Annotated in this window: 16 protein-coding genes; 9 read left to right on the top strand and 7 right to left on the bottom strand. The window is 55.6% G+C overall.

Annotation, left to right across the window (positions count from 1 at the left end):
* Positions 1–120 precede the first annotated feature (120 nt).
* Positions 121–1,815, top strand: coding sequence for a methyl-accepting chemotaxis protein (locus ACW14G_RS00720; protein WP_249023220.1), 1,695 nt, complete (start codon positions 121–123; stop codon positions 1,813–1,815).
* 46 nt (positions 1,816–1,861) lie between these two features.
* On the opposite strand, the gene ACW14G_RS00715 is transcribed toward ACW14G_RS00720, so the two are convergent.
* The 4 genes from ACW14G_RS00715 to pcaH all read right to left on the bottom strand — a co-directional run bounded on the left by ACW14G_RS00715 (position 1,862) and on the right by pcaH (position 7,112).
* The gene (locus tag ACW14G_RS00715; protein WP_249023221.1) at positions 1,862–4,237 is read right to left on the bottom strand and encodes a glucose/quinate/shikimate family membrane-bound PQQ-dependent dehydrogenase; all 2,376 of its coding nucleotides are present in this window, start codon (positions 4,235–4,237) and stop codon (positions 1,862–1,864) included.
* 408 nt (positions 4,238–4,645) lie between these two features.
* The gene (locus tag ACW14G_RS00710; RefSeq protein ID WP_064545207.1) at positions 4,646–5,569 is read right to left on the bottom strand and encodes a LysR substrate-binding domain-containing protein; all 924 of its coding nucleotides are present in this window, start codon (positions 5,567–5,569) and stop codon (positions 4,646–4,648) included.
* Positions 5,570–5,754: 185 nt separating this feature from the next.
* The gene (gene pcaG / locus ACW14G_RS00705) at positions 5,755–6,375 is read right to left on the bottom strand and encodes a protocatechuate 3,4-dioxygenase subunit alpha (RefSeq protein WP_163446462.1); all 621 of its coding nucleotides are present in this window, start codon (positions 6,373–6,375) and stop codon (positions 5,755–5,757) included.
* Complete coding sequence (pcaH, locus tag ACW14G_RS00700; protein ID WP_163446461.1) at positions 6,372–7,112, bottom strand: protocatechuate 3,4-dioxygenase subunit beta; 741 nt, start codon at positions 7,110–7,112, stop codon at positions 6,372–6,374. Before pcaH ends, pcaG begins: the two co-directional genes overlap by 4 nt.
* A 226-nt stretch (positions 7,113–7,338) precedes the next feature.
* Here pcaH and hglS point away from each other — a divergent pair, with 226 nt between their 5' ends.
* The 4 genes from hglS (at position 7,339) to rimL (ending at position 12,616) form a co-directional block, all read left to right on the top strand.
* Complete coding sequence (gene hglS, locus ACW14G_RS00695; protein ID WP_419057999.1) at positions 7,339–8,682, top strand: 2-oxoadipate dioxygenase/decarboxylase HglS; 1,344 nt, start codon at positions 7,339–7,341, stop codon at positions 8,680–8,682.
* A 44-nt stretch (positions 8,683–8,726) separates the two neighbouring features.
* Entirely contained in the window at positions 8,727–10,232 is a 1,506-nt protein-coding gene (locus tag ACW14G_RS00690) for a carboxylesterase/lipase family protein (protein WP_249023223.1), read from the top strand.
* Between the two features lie 114 nt (positions 10,233–10,346).
* Positions 10,347–12,002, top strand: a complete 1,656-nt coding sequence (locus ACW14G_RS00685) for a glucan biosynthesis protein D (RefSeq protein WP_249023224.1) — start codon at positions 10,347–10,349, stop codon at positions 12,000–12,002.
* 62 nt (positions 12,003–12,064) lie between these two features.
* Positions 12,065–12,616, top strand: coding sequence for a 50S ribosomal protein L7/L12-serine acetyltransferase (gene rimL / locus ACW14G_RS00680; protein ID WP_167575757.1), 552 nt, complete (start codon positions 12,065–12,067; stop codon positions 12,614–12,616).
* Here rimL and ydcK read toward each other — a convergent pair.
* Entirely contained in the window at positions 12,611–13,591 is a 981-nt protein-coding gene (ydcK, locus tag ACW14G_RS00675; protein WP_163446456.1) for a YdcK family protein, read from the bottom strand. The two genes, rimL and ydcK, sit on opposite strands and share 6 nt — an antisense overlap.
* A gap of 153 nt (positions 13,592–13,744) precedes the next feature.
* Between ydcK and tehA the strand changes: the two genes are divergently transcribed.
* From tehA to ACW14G_RS00660, 3 genes are all read left to right on the top strand, one after another.
* Positions 13,745–14,749 carry a dicarboxylate transporter/tellurite-resistance protein TehA gene (gene tehA / locus ACW14G_RS00670; protein ID WP_223802684.1) on the top strand — a complete coding sequence of 335 codons (1,005 nt, stop codon included), beginning with the start codon at positions 13,745–13,747 and terminating at the stop codon, positions 14,747–14,749.
* Positions 14,746–15,342, top strand: a complete 597-nt coding sequence (tehB, locus tag ACW14G_RS00665; RefSeq protein WP_223802683.1) for a tellurite resistance methyltransferase TehB — start codon at positions 14,746–14,748, stop codon at positions 15,340–15,342. The genes tehA and tehB overlap by 4 nt, the downstream gene beginning before the upstream one ends.
* A 146-nt stretch (positions 15,343–15,488) precedes the next feature.
* The gene (locus ACW14G_RS00660) at positions 15,489–16,157 is read left to right on the top strand and encodes a DUF3313 domain-containing protein (protein WP_163446453.1); all 669 of its coding nucleotides are present in this window, start codon (positions 15,489–15,491) and stop codon (positions 16,155–16,157) included.
* A 160-nt stretch (positions 16,158–16,317) separates the two neighbouring features.
* On the opposite strand, the gene ACW14G_RS00655 is transcribed toward ACW14G_RS00660, so the two are convergent.
* Entirely contained in the window at positions 16,318–17,217 is a 900-nt protein-coding gene (locus tag ACW14G_RS00655) for a DMT family transporter (protein ID WP_249023225.1), read from the bottom strand.
* 185 nt (positions 17,218–17,402) lie between these two features.
* On the opposite strand from ACW14G_RS00655, the gene ACW14G_RS00650 reads away from it, so the two are divergent.
* Complete coding sequence (locus tag ACW14G_RS00650; RefSeq protein ID WP_249023316.1) at positions 17,403–18,278, top strand: helix-turn-helix domain-containing protein; 876 nt, start codon at positions 17,403–17,405, stop codon at positions 18,276–18,278.
* On the opposite strand, the gene ACW14G_RS00645 is transcribed toward ACW14G_RS00650, so the two are convergent.
* Positions 18,255–19,421, bottom strand: coding sequence for a benzoate/H(+) symporter BenE family transporter (locus ACW14G_RS00645; protein ID WP_249023317.1), 1,167 nt, complete (start codon positions 19,419–19,421; stop codon positions 18,255–18,257). The two genes, ACW14G_RS00650 and ACW14G_RS00645, sit on opposite strands and share 24 nt — an antisense overlap.
* Positions 19,422–19,455: the final 34 nt, after the last annotated feature.

The raw sequence follows: 19,455 nt of genomic DNA, 5'->3' as shown, positions 1-19,455 counted from the left end.
AATTTTCCCGCCGGGAGTATGAAGTGTGACCCGCATTACGTTTTGCATCTTTCCTGATAAGAAATTAGCGGCAATGGCCGATGACTCTGGTACTTACCTCAAGTACAAGAGAGTCAACTCATGGATAAAAAGGCTGCGCCGGTCCGTGCGCAAAAGATCGGTTTCTTACACCACATCCGCCTGGTACCTTTTTTTGGTTCCGTTTTTGGCGGCATTCTGCTGCTTTTTGCCCTGAGCTCGGGGCTGGCTGGCTACTTTATGTGGAAAGCCGATATTGACCAACGTGATGTCACCCATGAGTTACAGGTACGGGTGGGGCTATCCGACAGCGCTAACTATCTGCGCGAAGCACGTCTGATGATGATTCATGCTGGAGCGGACAGCCGTATTGCGGAAATGGACAGCATGAAGAAAAACCTCGCGGCGGCAGCCCACTGGATTCAACGTTCGCAGGCTGGATTTAAGGTTTACACCGACAGAAGCGTGAAAACCCCGGCAGACCAGGCGTTGGATGGTGAAATGAATCAACGCTATACCGCCTACCTGGAAGGGATGAAACCGATGCTGAAATATGCCCAGAACGGCATGTTTGAAGCGATCATCAACTACGAAAGTGAGCAAGCCCGTGCGCTGGATGACGCCTACAACGAGGTACGATTGAAAGTTATCGATATCCGTACCGCTCGCGCCAATCAATTAGCTGAGATGGCTCACGATCGTACCCGCCTCGGCGTCATCTTTATGATTGGGGCCTTCGTACTGGCACTCGTCATGACGCTACTGACCTTTACCACATTACGTCGCGTGGTTATTCTGCCATTGCAGCGTGCCGGCGCGCGTATCGCGCAGATTGCCAGCGGCGACCTGACCATGGCGGATGAACCGGTAGGGCGCAGCGAAATCGGCCAGCTCAATGGTAACCTGCAAAAAATGCAGCATGCGCTGGTGCAGACGGTGGGCACGGTGCGTCAGGGGGCCGAAGAAATCTACCGTGGCACCAGCGAAATTTCAGTCGGTAACACCGATCTCTCTTCCCGTACTGAACAGCAGGCCGCGGCCATTGAACAGACGGCGGCCAGTATGGAACAGCTGACCGCAACGGTGAAACAAAACGCCGATAATGCGCATCATGCCAGCAAGCTGGCGGAAGACGCTTCGGGTAAAGCGTCGCGCGGCGGTCAGCTGGTGTCCGGCGTGGTGGCGACCATGGGCAGTATCTCAACCAGCTCGAAGAAAATTTCGGAAATTACGTCGGTCATCAACAGTATTGCCTTCCAGACCAATATTCTCGCCCTGAATGCCGCGGTCGAAGCGGCGCGCGCGGGCGAGCAGGGCCGCGGGTTTGCGGTGGTGGCCAGTGAAGTGCGCACGCTGGCAAGCCGCAGCGCTCAGGCGGCAAAAGAGATTGAAGGGCTAATTAGCGAGTCTGTCACCTTAATTGAACGCGGCTCAGACGAAGTCGTGCGGGCTGGCTCGACGATGACCGATATTGTGGATGCGGTAAAACGCGTGACCGATATTATGCTGGAGATTGCGGCGGCCTCCGATGAGCAAAACCGCGGTATTCAGCAGGTGAGCCAGGCGGTGACTGAGATGGATAATGTCACTCAGCAAAACGCCTCGTTGGTAGAGGAAGCCTCAGCCGCGGCGGCTTCGCTGGAAGAGCAAGCGGCACGCCTTACCGAAGCCGTCGGGGCGTTCCGTATCCAGCGTAGTGAAAATCATGGGCATGAAAAGTCCAGCGCCAAACCGGCGTTTACGCCGACACGTCCGGCGGTGGCCACAGCGGGTGCGGATAACTGGGAAACGTTCTGATAAACAGAAAAAGCCCCGTAGCCAAGGGTGGCTACGGGGAAGAGGATTACTGCGAATCCGGCAGGGCGTAAGCGATGATGTAGTCACCGCGATCAGGCGACTGGCGTGCGCCTCCGGCGTTAATCACGATGTACTGCTTACCGGTTTTTGGCGAAACATAGGTCATTGGGCCAGACTGGCTGCCGACCGGCAGACGGTCTTTCCAGATCTCTTTCCCGGTTGCGGTGTCAAATGCACGCAGGTAGAAGTCCTGGGTGCCCGCGAAGAACAACAGACCCGATTGCGTTGACAGCGATGCGCCAAGTGTCGGCATGCCGATCGGAATCGGCATATGCATGCGGATACCCAGCGGACCAGTGTCTTCTACGGTGCCAACCGGTACTTGCCACACGATCTTACCGGACTTCAGATCCACTGCTGACATGGTACCAAACGGCGGTTTCTGACAGGGGATACCCAATGGCGACAAGAAGCGTTCGCGCATCGCGCCGTAGGGGGTACCTTCCATCGGCACAATTCCCATCTCGATACCACTGGCACCTTTCGCCACGTTTTCACGCGGTACCATATAGTTAGCCAGGCCCAGGCGCATATCGTTAACGAACATCAGGCTATTGTTCGGATCAACCGACACGCTGCCCCAGTTCATACCGCCCAGTGACCCCGGATATTGCAGGGAACGGTCGACGCCCGGCGGGGTGAAAATCCCCTGATGGCGCATTTCTTTAAACTGAATACGGCATAGCAGCAAGTCCACCGGGGTTGCGCCCCACATATCGGACTCTTTCAACTGCTCGTTGCCGATCATCGGCATGCCGACGGAGTAAGGCTGCGTTGGAGAATAGCGCTCGCCATGCACGTTGCCCGCCGGAACCGGGCGCTCTTCAACTTTGGCGACCGGCTCGCCGGTTTCGCGATTGAGCATGAAGATCATGCCTTGCTTGCTGGTTTGTACCAGTACCGGCGTGGTGCTGCCTTTACCGTCTGGCAGATCGTACAGCAGCGGTTGCGAAGGCAGGTCGAAGTCCCACAGGTCGTGGTGTGTGGTTTGATAGTGCCAGCGGACTTTACCGGTTGTAGCGTCAACGGCGACGATGGAGGAACTGTATTTATCGTCCAGCGCGGTACGTTCACCGGCCCAGAAATCCGGAGTGGCGTTACCGGTTGGCAGATAAATGAGATTCAGTTTCGCGTCATAGGACATCGCAGACCAGACGTTCGGCGTACCGCGGGTGTAGGTCTGGCCTTCCGGCGGCAGGCCCGTCAGATTCGGGTTACCTGGATCCCAGGCCCAGGCCAGCTTGCCGCTACGTACGTCGTACGCGCGAACCACGCCCGGCGGTTCATCGGTAGAGAAGTTATCCGCGACTCGGCCACCCACCACCACCACATTACCCGCGACCAGCGGTGTGGAGGTTTGCTGATAGTAACCCGGTTTGACTTCGCCCATACCGACGCTCAGGTCCACAATACCGTGGTTGCCAAAGTCTTCGCACAGCTTGCCGTTATCGGCGTTGATGGCGATCAGGCGCGCATCGGTGGTTGGCAGGAACAGGCGGCGCGGACAGGCGGCTGGCTGCGCTGTGCTCTGCGGCGCGTTCAGCACCTGCGTATCTTCAAAGTAGCCCAGACCACGGCAGCGTTGCCAGTTCGGCGCGGTGGCTTTCGAATCATAGCGCCACTTCTCTTTACCGGTATCGACATCCAGCGCCAGTACTTTGCTATACGGTGTACAGACAAACAGGGTATCGCCTACCTGCAACGGCGTGTTCTGATCTTCCGCACCCGAACCATTGCTCAGCGGTATATCACCGGTGTGGGCAGTCCAGGCCACCTGCAGTTTTTTGATGTTCTGCTTGTTAATCTGATCCAGGGCAGCAAAACGGTCACCATGGGTGGTATTACCCCAATGTTCCCAGTTTTTCTGCTCTTCACCGGCTGCTACCGGTTTAACCGGCACCGCTTCGGTAGCAGAAACCAGCGTTTGTGGCTTGAACATACCACCAATGCTTGCCAGCAGCGCGACAGCAATGACCGCCGCAAGGGCAAACGGCAGGCCTTTTTTAGCTGGCTGGGTGGTAGACATAAACGGCCAGACCAGCGCACAGAGGAAAGCCAGCACGCCAAAGGCAAACAGACGTGAGAAAAGCGGCCAGAAATCCCAGCCTGCATCGCTGATGGACCAAACGATCGCGACGATAAAGGCCAGCGCGTACAGCACAATGCCGCCGCGGCGATGACGGGCGATCAGGATGGCGCTGACCACCATCACCAGCCCCATCAGGGCAAAGAACCAGGTGCCGCCCACGGAGGCAAGTTTTGCCCCCAGGGCACCAATCGCCAGACCGATGAGCGCCATCAGCCCGATAAGAAGCCACTGCAAGATTCGGGGGAATCCTCGCGGCACGTTGCCAGTAGCCATACTGTTCTCCTTTCGACAGCATAAAATGCACAAAATGAACCAACTGGGGTTAACTTCGTTGCATTGGTGTTTTGAATGAAATATTGGTGTGTTTCTTGTTGAGGTATTTAGTTAGGTTATGAAATTACCTGTGAACCATTTGGTTAATTTATGGCTATAATAGAACTGTTAAATTGCATTGCGCAATTGTTAATAAATGATTTCGCATTATTTGCGTATAGGGCAGGGAAAAGTTGCCCGAAGGAGGCTATCGATAGTGAAGTTCAGCAGTCGGTGCAAGCAATGATGATTTTAGATCGCGTTAAATGGCGAATGTTTCATTCGCAATGCAGCCTTGCCTAAGCTCTCCGGGGGATGTTAATAAACAAGGGAGCCAACGTGGCCTGTTTTGGCCACGTCACGCAATTATCAGGCAGGCATCGACTTTCGTACGGCGCTGAGCAGCGTCTGTGCGCCGGAGGAGAGCGTTGTGTCTACGCGAGTAAGGATGCCGATGGGTTCGCCCTGGCCTTGGGTCGCGATAGGCAGCGCGGTGAGCGTACCGCGCCGCAGATCGTCCTTCACCGCACCGGAAGGCACGAACCATACGTAGTTGTAGTCAACCGTCAGCTGGCGTGATAGCGATGCCGAAAGCGTTTCAATGCAGCCCGCAGGCATCTTACACCCCTGGCTCTGAAGGAGTGTCTCGGCATTCTGACGTGGAACCGTACCTTTTGGTGAAACGACAACCGGCCAGTCCAGTACGCGGCTCAGGGTGATGTTTTCATGCAGAATAGGGTGGTCTGGCCGCACCACCAGCTTCAATGATTCGAGGAACAAGAGCTCATAGTTTAGCCCGGTCATCAGTTCCGGATCCGACATCCGTCCAATACCAAGATCGATATCTCCGGACTTCAGCGCCGCCAACAGCATGGTGTTATTCATGGTGGCAACCTGGAGGGTGACGTCCTTTTGCTGTTGATGAAATTGCCCAATCACCGCTGGCAAGACACCCAGCGCAGCGGTGGGCAACGCGCCGATACGAACCACATCATTGTTAACACCTTCTTTACGAACAAGCGCCTGCCCGGCGGTATTTAGCGCATCCAGCACCTTGACCGCATGGGTTAAGAACTGTTCGCCGACGAGGGTTAACTGCGCGCCCAGTCGACCACGCTCAAATAGCCGCGTGCCGGTTAGCTGTTCAAGTTCATTCAGCGTCTTGGAGAGAGCAGGCTGGCTGAGATTAAGTGTTTCAGCCGCGCGCCCCAATGTTCCTTGCTGGGCGACGGCCACGAATGTGTGCAGATGGCGCAGACGAATGCGCTGACTAAAGAGAGCATTTTTTTCCATAAGCGATGTTAAAAACAGAGCGGCATGGGTGACAAGTAATGTTGTTTAATTTTGATAACTTGCTAGCAAATTATTATTAACATTTGTGCGGTTTAACAGACAAGCGTTTTGTTGCATGGATAAAACCCGGCGTCGTTGCACTCAGCCGGGTCAGGTAAGGAGGAGGCGCCAGAGAATATCAGCGCTTACACGTCAAAAAAGACCGTTTCTTTTTCACCTTGTAGATAAATATCAAAGTGATACACCGTCTCGCCGTTGCGCGTTTCTTTGTGGCCAATCAGCGTCTGACGGCGGACTTCCCACTCGATCAGATTCAGTACGGGATCGCTGGCGTTGGCCTCCTGCTCGTCAGAAAAGTACATGCGCGTATTCAGGCCGATGTTGATCCCACGAGCGACGATCCACAGGTTGACGTGCGGCGCCATCATGCGCCCATCGCGGCCAACCGCCTGTCCGGGCTTAATGGTGTCAAAGCGCCAGACGCCCGTATCAAAGTTAGAGCAGGCACGACCCCAGCCACGAAAATCAGCGTCCAGTGATTTGCCTTCCTGCCGATCGGCGGCGTGGTTGTAGCGGCCCTCGGCGTTGGCTTGCCAGATCTCAATCAGCACGTCGCGTACTGGCGTACCAGAACCGTCGAAAACGCGGCCTTCAATGGCAATGCGTTCACCCGGTGTATGGCTGTTAACCAGCGTTGGGCCAAAGTTTTTCTCAAAAATATGAAAACCGGCGGCGTCCGGCGCGAGGCCAATGTGGACGTAAGGCCCAGCGGTTTGCGATGCGGTTTCGGGTAAATAGTCTTTCATCGTGCAGCCCCCTGCGTACGGTTTTCAAACAGCGTGGCGCGCTGGCCGCGCAGCACCAAATCAAAACGATATGCCAGACAGTCCAGCGGTACGGCGGCATGAGTATCCAGCTCAGCAATCAACGTACGAACCGCGTCGTCGTTATTGATGGCTTGCACGATTGGGCATTGTTTAATTAACGGATCGCCTTCGAAGTACATTTGCGTAATCAGACGCTGAGCAAAGGCTTCACCAAAAATCGAGAAGTGAATATGCGATGGTCGCCAGTCGCTGACCTGGTTGCGCCACGGATAGGGGCCGGGCTTGATGGTCCGGAAGAAGTAATAGCCGTTTTCATCTGTCATCACGCGGCCACAGCCGCCAAAGTTGGGGTCGATGGGGGCCAGATACTGATCTTTTTTATGCCGGTAACGGCCACCTGCGTTGGCCTGCCACACTTCGACCAGCGTATTTTTCAGCGGACGTCCGAAGCCGTCACGCACGTAGCCGTGAACAATAATACGTTCGCCGATCGGCAGGCCATCTTTGGCGTAGTTCAGAATCAGATCGTTATCCAGCGGGCCAATATCCTGCTGGGAGAAGACCGGACCGGTGATCTCCGATAGAGAATTCTGCAATGAGATCAGTGCATTACGCGGCGAGCGCAGCACGCTGGTTTTGTAACCCGGCGCGTAGGCCGGTGGGTGATTGTTATAATCCCGGTGAATCACTTCTTGCGGTGACCATTTTGTGCTCATAGGTGGCTCCGTGTAGGGTATTTTATTATTGCCTCACACAGTGTGTGTAAATGCATTGTTAATTAATAGTGAATTTAAGGTGTATTTTAAATAACCTGTGGTTATGTAATGGCCGGGATTCACTGCAAAATCAACTCAGTCGCCGGGATCACACTTTGTAAATTCTTACCGCATAGCCTCATGTGCTTACCTACACTGCAAATATAGGCACAGGAGATGGAAAAACATGGCGCACACCCTTTCGGCAGATGATATTCGGGAAGATTTTTCACAAGCAATGTCGGCAATGTACCAGCAGGAAGTCCCGCAATATGGCACGTTGTTAGCGCTTGTTGCTGATGTGAATCTGGCAGTGTTGGAAAACAATGCACGCTTGCATGAACAGCTGGCGAACGCCGATGAGCTGGCGCGTCTGAACGTTGAGCGTCATGGCGCCATACGGGTGGGAACGGCTGAAGAGCTGGCGACGCTATGTCGCATGTTTGCCATTATGGGAATGCAACCGGTCGGGTATTACGATCTTTCGGTCGCTGGCGTGCCGGTTCACTCCACCGCGTTTCGCCCCGTGGATGACGCCGCGTTACAACGCAACCCATTCCGAATCTTTACCTCGTTACTGCGTCTGGAGCTGATTGACGATCCCGCGCTACGGGAGAGGGCGGCGAAGATTCTCGCCCGGCGCGATATTTTCACTCCGCGTTGTCGGGCGCTGATGAATCTTCATGATAAACAGAACGGTTTCAACGTCGAGCAGGCACAAGAGTTCGTCCACGAAGCGCTGGAAACTTTCCGTTGGCACCGGCATACCACGGTAGACAAAGAAACCTACGAGGCGCTTAACCGCCAGCATCGGCTTATTGCCGACGTGGTTTGCTTCCCGGGTTGTCATATTAACCACCTGACGCCGCGCACGCTGGATATCGATCAGGTTCAGTCGCTGATGGCCGAATACGGGATCGAACCAAAGGCCGTCATAGAAGGGCCGCCGCGCCGTGCGGTACCGCTACTGCTGCGTCAGACCAGCTTTAAGGCGCTGGAAGAGCCGGTTGCCTTTGCCGGCGATGCCAGCGGCACGCATACCGCGCGTTTTGGTGAAATTGAGCAGCGTGGGGTGGCGTTGACGCCAAAAGGCCGGGCGCTATACGACCGGTTGTTGAACGAAGCGGGCGTGGGGAAAGATAACCTCAGTCATCAGCAGCATCTGCAAGAAGTGTTTAAAGCCTTTCCCGATAGCGAATTCCTTCTGCGTCAGCAGGGGTTGGCCTGGTTCCGCTATCGTCTTACGCCGAGTGGTGACGCGCACCGTCAGGCGATCCGTCCCGGTGACGACCCGCAGCCGTTTATTGAACGCGGCTGGATAACCGCCCAGCCCATCACCTATGAAGATTTTCTGCCGGTGAGCGCTGCCGGGATTTTCCAGTCGAATCTGGGCGGCGATGCGCAGACGCGCAGCCATGGCAATGCCAGCCGTAGTGCCTTTGAAGCCGCCCTGGGACGGCCAGTTCTGGATGAATTCAAGCTCTATGAAGAAGCGGAGGTGCGCAGCAAACGCCGTTGCGGTTTGCTCTGAAACGGTTAATCTGCAAAGGAATCAACAAAAAAGGATGAACACCGATGCAGAATGCCTCAACGCGCGTAGAGACCTTACAAGGGTCGTTGTCAGGACGAGTGGACGAGGATATCCATCTGTGGTGCGGCATTCCCTATGCCGCACCGCCGGTCGGCTCCCTGCGCTGGCGCGCGCCGCAGCCGGTCATGCCGTGGCAGGGTGTTCGCCCCGCCGAGACCTTTTCGGCTTCCAGTTGGCAAAACAGTGAATACTGCCAGGAACTGGGCGGCGGCGATCCAGGCCGCTTCTCTGAAGATTGTCTTTATCTCAACGTCTGGTCGCCGGCGGAACGTCATGAGTTGCTGCCGGTAATGGTCTGGCTGCACGGCGGAGGGTTTACTATCGGCGCGGGCGGGCTGCCGCCATACGACGGCAAGGCGCTGGCACGGCGCGGCGTGGTGGTGGTGACGCTTAACTATCGCCTCGGCCACTTGGGCTTCTTTGCCCATCCGGCGCTGGAGGAAGAAGACGGCGAACGGCTGTATAACTTTGGTCTGATGGACCAAATCGCTGCGCTGCGCTGGGTGCAGGATAATATCGCTGCCTTCGGCGGAAACCGCGACAATATCACGCTGTTTGGTGAATCGGCGGGCGCGCGTAGCGTGCTGTCACTGATGGCTTCGCCGAAGGCGAAAGGCCTGTTCCATAAAGCCATTATCCAGAGCGGCTATACGTTGCCGGATATGCCGCGTGAAACCGCGCTGGCCCGCGGTGAACGGTTAGCTGAACACTTCAATCTCCCCGACGCGTCTGCGCAAAGTCTGCGTGAAATCCCGGCGGATGCATTCTGGTCGTTGACTGCACCGCATAATCTTGGGCCTGCGCCGATTGTCGGCGATGCGGTACTGCCACAGCCCATGCTGGATGTTTTTTTTGCCGCAAAGCAGCACCCCATGCCGGTACTTGTTGGTTCCAACAGCGACGAAGCGAGCGTCATGGCGGTCTTTGGCGTTGATTTGGCCGGAGAAATCCAGAAGCTACGCCGCGAGCGCCGCCTGGGACTGGGGTTAATCAAACTGCTTTATCCCGGCGTGAAGGGCGATGAGGAGTTGGGGCGTCAAGTGTGCCGCGACATGGCGTTTACCACGCTCGGCTACGTGGTGATGCAGGCCCAGCAGCGGCTGAATCAACCGTGCTGGCGTTATTGGTTCGACTATGTTGCTGAAGCGGAACACGATACTTATCCTCACGGCGCGTGGCATGGCAATGAAGTCCCTTACGTTTTCGATACGCTGGGACACATACCGCCATCTTGTGATTACGCTTCGCCGCGCGATTTAGCCTTTGCCGCCCAGGTGGCCGATTACTGGGTGAACTTCGCGCGTCATGCCAGCGCGGAGCATACGGTTCTGACGGGCCCGGTGCGTTGGCCTGCCTCGGTACGGGGCCGTGATCGGTTGCTGCGTATCGGGTTACACAAGCACGCCGGCTTCCGTGTGGAAAACCGCTTTATGCGCGCGCGTCTGGCGCTGTTTAAACGCGTGATGAAACACCATGTGAACCTGGATTAGCAGATTTTCTTGCGCTACCAATTGGATTATCAGTCAATTTTGTCTAGAGTGGGCAGCAGTATCGCCGTAATTTTTTTGCAGCATTCCGACTATAAAAAGGACGCTTTGCCAGGCATGAATCGCAGACACTTTCTAAAATCTTCAATGGCTGTTGCCGCCGTGTGCGGGACTTCCGGTTTTGCATCGCTTTTCTCCCAGGCCGCGCTGGCGCAGGAGTCTGACATTGCCGACGGCCAGACGCGTCGCTTTGACTTCAGCGTGCTGCAATCAATGGCTCACGATCTCTCCCGTCAACCGTGGGGAGGCGCTCCGCGCGCGCTGCCAGAGACGTTGGCAAATCTGACGCCGCAGGCTTACAACAGCATCCAGTACGATGCGGCGCACTCCCTGTGGAATAACGTGAAAGACCGCCAGTTGGATATTCAGTTCTTCCACGTGGGCATGGGTTTCCGTCGCCGCGTACGTATGTTCTCACTCGACCCGGCGAGCCAGCAGGCGCGTGAAATTCACTTCCGCCCGGAGCTGTTCCAGTACAACGATGCTGGCGTCGACACCAAACAGCTGGAAGGGCAGACCGACCTCGGTTTTGCCGGGTTCCGCGCGTTTAAGGCACCAGAACTGGCGCGTCGCGACATCGTCTCCTTCCTGGGCGCGAGCTACTTCCGCGCGGTCGACAGCACCTATCAGTACGGCCTGTCTGCGCGCGGTCTGGCGATTGACACCTATACCGACTCACTCGAAGAGTTCCCGGACTTTACCTCTTTCTGGTTTGAAACGGCTAAACCAGGCGACACCACCTTTACGGTTTATGCGCTGCTCGATAGCGCCAGCGTGACCGGTGCCTATAAATTCGTGGTGCACTGCGAGAAGGCGCAGGTGATTATGGATGTGGAAAACCATATCTATGCGCGCAAAGATATCAAACAGTTAGGCATCGCACCGATGACCAGCATGTTCAGCTGCGGGAATAATGAGCGCCGCGTCTGCGACACCATTCACCCGCAGATCCACGACTCCGATCGTCTGGCGATGTGGCTCGGCAACGGCGAGTGGGTCTGCCGTCCGCTGAACAACCCGCAAAAACTGCAGTTCAATGCCTACCAGGATAAGAATCCGAAAGGTTTTGGTCTGCTGCAGCTGGATCGTGATTTCACCCACTATCAGGACGTGATGGGCTGGTACAACAAGCGTCCAAGCCTGTGGGTCGAGCCGCGCAATCAGTGGGGCAAAGGGGCGGTAAGCCTGATGGAGATCCCGACGACCGGCGAAACGCTGGATAACATCGTCTGCTTCTGGCAGCCGGAAAAACCGATGAAAGCGGGCGACCAGTTAAACTTTAGCTATCGCTTATACTGGAGCGCGATGCCGCCGGTCCGTTCGCCGTTAGCCCGCGTACTGGCCACCCGCACCGGGATGGGCAGCTTCCCGGAAGGCTGGGCGCCGGGCGAACATTATCCGGATAAATGGTCCCGCCGTTTTGCGATCGACTTTGTCGGCGGCGATTTGAAAGCCGCTGCGCCGAAAGGCATTGAACCGGTGATCACGCTTTCCAGCGGTGAAGCGAAGCAGATTGAAATTCTCTACGTTGAACCGTTTGACGGCTACCGTATTTTGTTCGACTGGTATCCCACGTCAGACTCCACCGAGCCGGTGGATATGCGCCTGTTCCTGCGCTGTCGTGGCGACGCCATCAGCGAAACCTGGCTGTACCAGTACTTCCCGCCAGCGCCGGATAAACGTCAATACGTTGACGACCGTATTATGAAATAACCAAGCCCGGACCCGGCCGAGTCATGCGACGCCGGGTTTTCTTTTAGACTGAGAACCTACACATGACCTGTGTTGAAACGATCGTCGCTTCCGACGTCATCACCCTTGAAGCCGTTAATGAGTCGCACGTAGCCGAGCTGCATCAGATGGTGCTGCGCAATCGCGACTGGCTACAGCAAACGCTCAACTGGCCGCAGTTTGTCAAAAGCGAACAGGACACCCGCCAGAATGTGCAGGGCAATATGATGCTGCACCAGCGCGGCATTGCCAAAATGTTCCTGATTTTTGTTGAGGGGAAAATGTCGGGCGTGCTTTCCTTTAACCAGATTGAACCGTCCAACAAGACCGGTTATATCGGCTACTGGCTGGACGAGGCCGCGCAGGGGAAGGGCATTTTATCCGCCTCGCTGCAGGCGTTTATGCGCTATTACGCTGAACGCGGAGAAATTCGCCGCTTTGTGATTAAGTGCCGGGTGGACAATCCGCGCAGTAATCAGGTGGCGCAACGTAACGGTTTTCAGCTGGAAGGTTGCTTGCGCCAGGCAGAGTTTCTGAATGGCGTGTTCTATGACCAGAATATTTACGCGCGAATTATCGACAATACCCGGTCATAGGGCACCAAATAGCGGGGTGCGCGTAATTCGCTGCGCGCCGGTAATGGCTTTGCGCCCGCGCAGATGAATGGCTTCGCCAGGCAGCGCTTCGACCACCACGTTGTCGGTGATATCAATGTGATACTCGATCAGCACATCGCCTTCGATACGCGCATCGCCCTGAATCAGCACGTGATCGTCGAGCAAAATGGGCCCGCCGCGGAGCCGGGCGTTGCCGCCAACCAGGACGTGGTGTTTCAGCACGCAGTTACCTTCAATCACGGCGTTCTCCGCGACCTGCGAGCTGTAGCGTAGGGTGGGGATATCGTCTTCGCCATGCCCGGCAATGATACGCGCGTGGCCGTAAACTCTGGCACAGTCGCAGACCCAAATGTTGTTTTCCTCATTACCTTCAAGGCGCGCGCTGTCGTAAATCTCCGCTCGATGTTCCACAAAGGCATGGTTTAGCCTGGCGTCACCGTAAATTTGTGCCTGATGTACGACCCGGCAATCGCGTAACCGGACGCGGTCGTAGATTTGCAGCAGACGTTCGTTGTCGGCGGTCAGGCCTTTTGCCCCGACAATCTGGCAGCCCTCGCCGATATGGGCATCGCCAAACAGGTGGCAGTGACCGTGTACGCGCGCGTTATCGACCGTGACATTGCCGCTCAACCGCGCCCCCTGACCGATCCGGCTGGCCAGCACGCGAGCGTTTCCGCAGATAATCGCCTGATGACTCACTTCGCAGGAGTCTATCAGCCGCGCGTTTTCCTCTATCTTTGCCCCGGCGTAAACGAGGCTGTTTTCATCGTAAATCCAGCAGTTGCCGTCGTGACTCAGTGCGTTTTCATCATCAACCCAGCCGCCCAGAGTGCCGGCTGTCACGTCGGCAAAATCCCTCAGGGCAATGATTTGCCGCATCACGATGCTTTCCCGCGCGCCGGGTTCGCCAATCTGAACGCTGCGTGAAGCGTCGCTAAGACGGTATTTTTTCATGATAACCTCAGCTAAGTAGATACACTAAATGTAGCAAATCCTCTGCCGCAGCAGTGCGAACGGCTGACGTTTTCTGGACCGACTTTTGGCGCTAGCGCCGGCCAAAAGAATCATTTAAAATGCAACTTAAATAAATTTGATTAAATAAACAAAATGCATAATGAAACCGATGGGCAGCGGGTATTGAATTTACCTGCGGGCTATTTTGGGATGGTGCTGGGCACTATTGGTATGGGTTTCGCCTGGCGTTACGCCAGCACTATCTGGCCGCTGAGCCCGGCGATTGGCGAAGGGCTGGTGATACTGGCGATTGTGATGTGGGCGCTGTTGACGCTGGCCTTTATCACCCGAGCGATACGTTTTCCCTACAGCGTCTGGCTGGAGATGCGCCACCCCATCGCCAGCAGTTTTGTGAGTTTGTTTCCGGCGACCACCATGCTGGTCGCCATCGGCGTCACACCGTGGATGAGACCGCTGGCGCAGGCGCTGTTTATTATTGGCGTGGTGCTGCAATTGAGCTACGCCGCCTGGCAAACGGCGGGGCTGTGGCGCGGCGAGCATCCGGCAGATGCCACCACGCCTGGATTGTATCTGCCGACCGTCGCCAACAATTTTATCAGCGCCATGGCCTGCGGAGCGTTGGGGTTTAACGATGCCGGACTGGTCTTTCTGGGCGCTGGCGTCATTTCATGGATAACGCTGGAGCCCGCTATTGTGCAACGCCTGCGCAGCGGCGGCGCGTTGTCCGTGCCGTTACGGACCTCACTCGGCATTCAACTGGCACCGGCGCTGGTCGCCTGCAACGCGTGGTTGAGCATTAACGGCGGACACGCCGATGTGTTCGCGAAAATGCTGTTCGGCTACGGGCTATTACAGTTGCTGTTTATGTTACGACTGATGCCCTGGTATCTGCGTCAGGCGTTTAATGCCTCGTTCTGGAGCTTCTCGTTCGGTATTTCCGCGCTGGCTTCTACCGGCCTTCATCTGGGACATGCCAGCGGAACCGGCTTCTTCCATAATCTGGCGCTGCCGCTCTTTATTTTCACGAATATCGTGATCGGCCTGCTGCTGGTAAAAACGCTGCTGTTGCTGCTTCAGGGTAAACTTTTGACGCGTGTTGCACCGTCGACACTGATGAAACCGAAGGATGAACAATGACCATTCGTGATGAAAATTACTTTACCGACAAATACGGCCTGACCCGAACCCATTCAGAAGTGGTGCATGCCGCGACTATTGTTAAGCCGGGGAAAACCCTCGATCTGGGGTGCGGTAACGGGCGCAATAGCCTTTATCTGGCGGCGAACGGCTACGACGTAATGGCGTGGGATAAGAACCCGATGAGTATTCAGAATCTGCAGTCGATTCGTGAAGCGGAAGGGCTGAAAAATCTGCAGGTGGCGGTTCACGATCTCAATACGCTTAGCTTTGACGGTGAGTACGATTTTATTCTCTCTACCGTAGTGATGATGTTCCTTGAAGCGAATACCATTCCGCGTCTTATCGACAACATGCAGCGCTGCACCAAACCGGGCGGCTACAATCTGATTGTCGCAGCGATGGACACCGATGATTTCCCCTGTACAGTTGGTTTCCCGTTTGCCTTTAAAACGGGTGAGCTGAAAAACTATTATAAAGGTTGGGATTTGCTGAAATATAACGAAGACGTCGGCGAACTGCATCGTACTGATGAAAAGGGCAATCGTATTAAATTACGTTTCGCGACGATGCTGGCGCGCAGGGAATCATAATTGTTATTTATATAACGGGCGAGAGCCCGTTATATAATGAATCATTTTTATAAATAATGAGAGCCGCCTCCATTTTTGTCGCGACAAACTCCTGATGCATTTGCTATAACTTACGGGCATCTGTGCATTTATCAGGGATTATTCTCATGCGTACTCAAGCGTTTTTCAAAGCGGCGGCCCTTGTGGGCGTTTTGGCATTAGCAGGTTGTGCATCGAAGACCACCACTCCTGAGCAGTACTCCGGCTTTTTAAAAGACTATTCCGGCCTGAAAGAAGCCACAACGGCGTCGGGGAAAACAGAATTGCGTTGGATCTCTCCGGACTATAAACCGGCCAATTATGCCAACGTGGTCTATAACCCGGTAACCTACTATCCGGTACCGAAACCGACCACTCAGGTTGGGCAGAAAGCGCTGACCGATATTCTGAACTACACCAATACCGAGCTGAAAAAAGCCATTAGCGAGCGTAAACCACTGGCGACCAAGGCGGGCCCGCATAGCCTGATCTTCCGCGGTGCGATTACTGCCGTTGACTCCAGCAAAGAAGGGTTGCAGTTCTACGAAGTGATTCCAATTGCGATGGTTGTTGCCGGCACTGAAGCCGCGACGGGCCACCGTACCATGAACACCAACCTGTACTTTGAGGCAGAACTGGTCGACGCCGCCACCAATAAGCCGGTGATCAAAGTGGTGCGTAAAGGGGAAGGCAAAGATCTGTCTAACTCTAACGCCCAGCTGACGCTGGATACATTGAAACAGGTTATTGATGATATGGCCATCGATGCGGTGAAATTCGACCCGTCGCAGAAATAAGCCATTATTGCTATCGCAAATAAAAGGGGAGACGTGATGGTCTCCCTTTTATTATTCATATTAGGACGGTATTGACTATTTCCGTCATATTCTTCTTCTGTCGATATTCTTTTTTTCAGTGAATACAGTATGGCTGTCGGTACGCATCGGAAAGCGGGCCTCAGGCGCGGCTGAGAAGCTGTAATCGCCAGATTTGTGGTTTGGCGAACATCACCAGGTTACCCAACAAAATGAGCACCAGCCCAACGATGGCATTAGCATGCCACTGATAGCCTTCATAAATGGTAGACAGCGTCAGCGCCACCAGAGGGAACAGCAGCGTGCTGTAGGCCGCGTTGCTGGCGCCGATACGCCCCACCAGAGTGAAATAGACGCCAAAGGCAATCACTGAACCGAACAGCGCGAGGTAGAACAGCGCTCCCATATAGCTCACCGTCCACTGCGGCGTAAAATCATCGCCGCGCAGCAGCGCCACAATGCCGATAACGATCGTGCCATAGAGCATCGCCCAGGCGTTAGTGGTCAATGTTTCCAGCCCCCGCCGCTGGTGGCGCAAGCTCAACATATTGCCCAGCGAAAAGCCGTAGGTACCCAGCGCGCTGAGCAAAATGCCCGCCAGTAGAGTACTGCTCATGCCCACTGCCTGCAGGTCGTGCCAGAAGAGTGTGATCATGCCAGCCAATCCGAGCAGGGCGGCAAAGTAAAAGCGCTTCGGCGGCGTCTGGCGAAAGAAAATAAAACTATTGATGGCGTTAAACAGCACCGCCATGGAGAAAATCACCGACTCCAGCCCGGTATTGATCCATTTTGCGGCGGAATAAAAACAGAGAAAGTTGAAACCAAACACGCAGCAGCCCTGCACCATGCAGAACAGGTGATCGCGCAACGCCAGCGGTCGCAGGCGGCGCAGACACAGCAAAATTGTCAGCATAGTGCCGCTGGCGATAGCGAAACGCCAGAAAATGGAGACGGCTTCAGGCACCGGCCCCTGCTGTAAAAAGATGGCAATCCAGGTGGTTCCCCAGATAACAACGACCAGCGTATAGAGCAGCGCGTTCATAGTTCCTCACAACGATAACAGCGATAGAAGGCGCAGTGTGACGCGTGCTGGCGGTCAGAGCTTGCAAGGAGTTGCGGTACACTTGCAAATTCTTGCGGTTTTTTTTATCCGCTGGGGCAGAAAGGTAGCATCCATGCGTGACAAGCCCTAGACTGGGTTTACCTATCATCGTGACTGAAATGTTAATGGCGCACACCTACGCGACGTTTGAGAGACTACAGAGCCAGAAGGCGATTCTGCGGGAGACCGTGGCGCTCAATTCCGGCATTCAGCTTGCCGCGTGGTATAACAAACGCGATACGCTGACGGTGCAAAGCGATCATCACACGCTGAGCCTGTATGTGGCTGATGGTTATGAAAGTTATCAGAAAACGCCGTACGGCTGGAAAAACGGCGGTGGGCCAAATCGCTTCTGCCTGATGCCCGAAGACAGTGAATCGACGTGGGATATTCGCGATGATCTGTCCTTTGTGCATCTTTATTGTACTGACGAGCACTTGCGTAAAGTCGGTGAGCAGGTGTGGGATCGCAGTCCGGCAACGATTACGCTGGATGAACAAATTTTTGGTGACGACCCCAAAATCACGCTGCTGTACCGCCAGTTTTTGCTTGGCTGCGACTGGCAGCAGCCGGCTAATCAGTTGACCCTCAGCAGCGCCAGCACGCTGCTGCTTACCCATTTGCTACAGAACTACGCTAATGTGCAGTGGCGTCTACCGATGGTCACGGGCGGGCTGGCTCCGGGCGTCCTGCGTAATACGCTCGATTTTATCGATGCGCATCTTGGCGATCCCTTAACGCTTGCGGAACTGGCTGCGCAAGCGACACTCAGCGAATACCACTTTGCTCGCATGTTCCGCCAGTCCGTAGGTTTAGCCCCGCATCAATACGTGATGCAGCGTCGGATGGACAAAGCGCAGCAGTTGGTGCGCCACACCGCGCTGCCGCTAACCGATATTGCGTTAAGCTGCGGCTTTAGCTCCGCCAGCCACTTCAGTAATCGCTTTAAAGCGGTGACCGGCGCCACGCCGTCGCAGCTACGCGCGGGCCTGGCGCGATAGCAGGGCAAAGCTGGCACCACCGATAACCAGTCCCCAAAACGCCGACCCAACCCCCGCCAGGGTGATACCGCTCGCCGTGACCAGAAACGTGACCATCGCGGCGTCGCGTTCATGTGCGGAAGTGAGTGCCTGGAACAGGCTGCCGCTCAGCGTACCCAGCAATGCCAGCCCGGCAAGCATTTGAATCCACACCACAGGTAAGGCTGCCATCAGCGCGGTGATTGAGCCACCAAATACGCCCGCCAGTAGATAGAAAACACCGGCAGCGGCGGCGGCAAGCCAGCGTTTCTGCGGGTCCGGATGTGCGTCCGGGCTTTGGCAAATAGCGGCGGTAATGGCGGCAATACACACGGAATAGACGCCAAAGGGGGCCAGCAGCAGCCCAAAGGCGCCGCTAATCACAATCAACGGCGACACCGGCACGCGATAGCCGGAGGCCTGAAGCGTGGCGAGACCGGGAGCGTTCTGCGAAGCCATGGTGACCAGAAAGAAAGGAATACCCACGCTGATCAGTTGCGTTAGCGAGAAATGGGGGGCAATAAATTGAGGCGCGACAAACCCTAGTGTGGATGTATTTGTGACAACGTCACCTTTTAGTAAGGCGACAATAATTCCCACCGCCAGCGCGGCAACCACGGCATAGCGCGGCGCGAGGGCCTTAAACAGCAGCCAGCTAACCAGCATACTGCCGCACAGCAACAGTTGCCCCTGTAGCGTGGCAAATGCCTGAAGACCAAAGCGCAGCAAGATTCCCGCCAGCATGGCAGCGGCCAGCGAATGGGGGATTAGCTTCATCAACCGGGCAAACCAACCGGTCAGCCCGCAAATGACAATCAGTGCGTTGGCGAAGATAAAGATGCCTACCGCATCATTGAGGGTGGCTCCCTGTAAACCAGCGACCAGCAGCGCAGCGCCGGGGGTTGACCAGGCGGTGAGAATAGGGACTTTGCGCCACAGCGTCAGTGCCAGCGTGCTGATCCCCATAGCCAGACCCAGCGCCGTCATCCAGCCGGAAATTTGTGCCGCGCTGGCGCCTGCGGCGGCGGCAGCTTGCCAGATAATGGCGGCAGAACTGGCATAGCCGACCAACACGGCAACAAATCCTGCCAGCAGAGTCGGGAAAGGAATAAAAGCTGAGCGCATGATGACCTCTTGTGCGTTATAGCGTCCGCCGTAA

It is taken from the genome of Kluyvera sp., from assembly GCF_965301105.1.
Note: the sequence above shows the minus strand (reverse complement) of the source record. Positions and strands in the feature narration are given on the sequence as shown.

What these genes read in the sequence shown, in the direction of transcription:
- ACW14G_RS00685 (WP_249023224.1), top strand. Translation starts at nt 10,347, where the DNA reads ATGAATCGCAGACACTTTCTAAAATCTTCAATGGCTGTTGCCGCCGTG.
- tehB (WP_223802683.1), top strand. Translation starts at nt 14,746, where the DNA reads ATGACCATTCGTGATGAAAATTACTTTACCGACAAATACGGCCTGACC.
- rimL (WP_167575757.1), top strand. Translation starts at nt 12,065, where the DNA reads ATGACCTGTGTTGAAACGATCGTCGCTTCCGACGTCATCACCCTTGAA.
- ACW14G_RS00710 (WP_064545207.1), bottom strand. Translation starts at nt 5,569, where the DNA reads ATGGAAAAAAATGCTCTCTTTAGTCAGCGCATTCGTCTGCGCCATCTG.
- tehA (WP_223802684.1), top strand. Translation starts at nt 13,745, where the DNA reads ATGCATAATGAAACCGATGGGCAGCGGGTATTGAATTTACCTGCGGGC.
- hglS (WP_419057999.1), top strand. Translation starts at nt 7,339, where the DNA reads ATGGCGCACACCCTTTCGGCAGATGATATTCGGGAAGATTTTTCACAA.
- ACW14G_RS00715 (WP_249023221.1), bottom strand. Translation starts at nt 4,237, where the DNA reads ATGGCTACTGGCAACGTGCCGCGAGGATTCCCCCGAATCTTGCAGTGG.
- ACW14G_RS00645 (WP_249023317.1), bottom strand. Translation starts at nt 19,421, where the DNA reads ATGCGCTCAGCTTTTATTCCTTTCCCGACTCTGCTGGCAGGATTTGTT.
- ACW14G_RS00690 (WP_249023223.1), top strand. Translation starts at nt 8,727, where the DNA reads ATGCAGAATGCCTCAACGCGCGTAGAGACCTTACAAGGGTCGTTGTCA.
- pcaH (WP_163446461.1), bottom strand. Translation starts at nt 7,112, where the DNA reads ATGAGCACAAAATGGTCACCGCAAGAAGTGATTCACCGGGATTATAAC.
- ydcK (WP_163446456.1), bottom strand. Translation starts at nt 13,591, where the DNA reads ATGAAAAAATACCGTCTTAGCGACGCTTCACGCAGCGTTCAGATTGGC.
- ACW14G_RS00655 (WP_249023225.1), bottom strand. Translation starts at nt 17,217, where the DNA reads ATGAACGCGCTGCTCTATACGCTGGTCGTTGTTATCTGGGGAACCACC.
- pcaG (WP_163446462.1), bottom strand. Translation starts at nt 6,375, where the DNA reads ATGAAAGACTATTTACCCGAAACCGCATCGCAAACCGCTGGGCCTTAC.
- ACW14G_RS00660 (WP_163446453.1), top strand. Translation starts at nt 15,489, where the DNA reads ATGCGTACTCAAGCGTTTTTCAAAGCGGCGGCCCTTGTGGGCGTTTTG.
- ACW14G_RS00720 (WP_249023220.1), top strand. Translation starts at nt 121, where the DNA reads ATGGATAAAAAGGCTGCGCCGGTCCGTGCGCAAAAGATCGGTTTCTTA.
- ACW14G_RS00650 (WP_249023316.1), top strand. Translation starts at nt 17,403, where the DNA reads ATGGCGCACACCTACGCGACGTTTGAGAGACTACAGAGCCAGAAGGCG.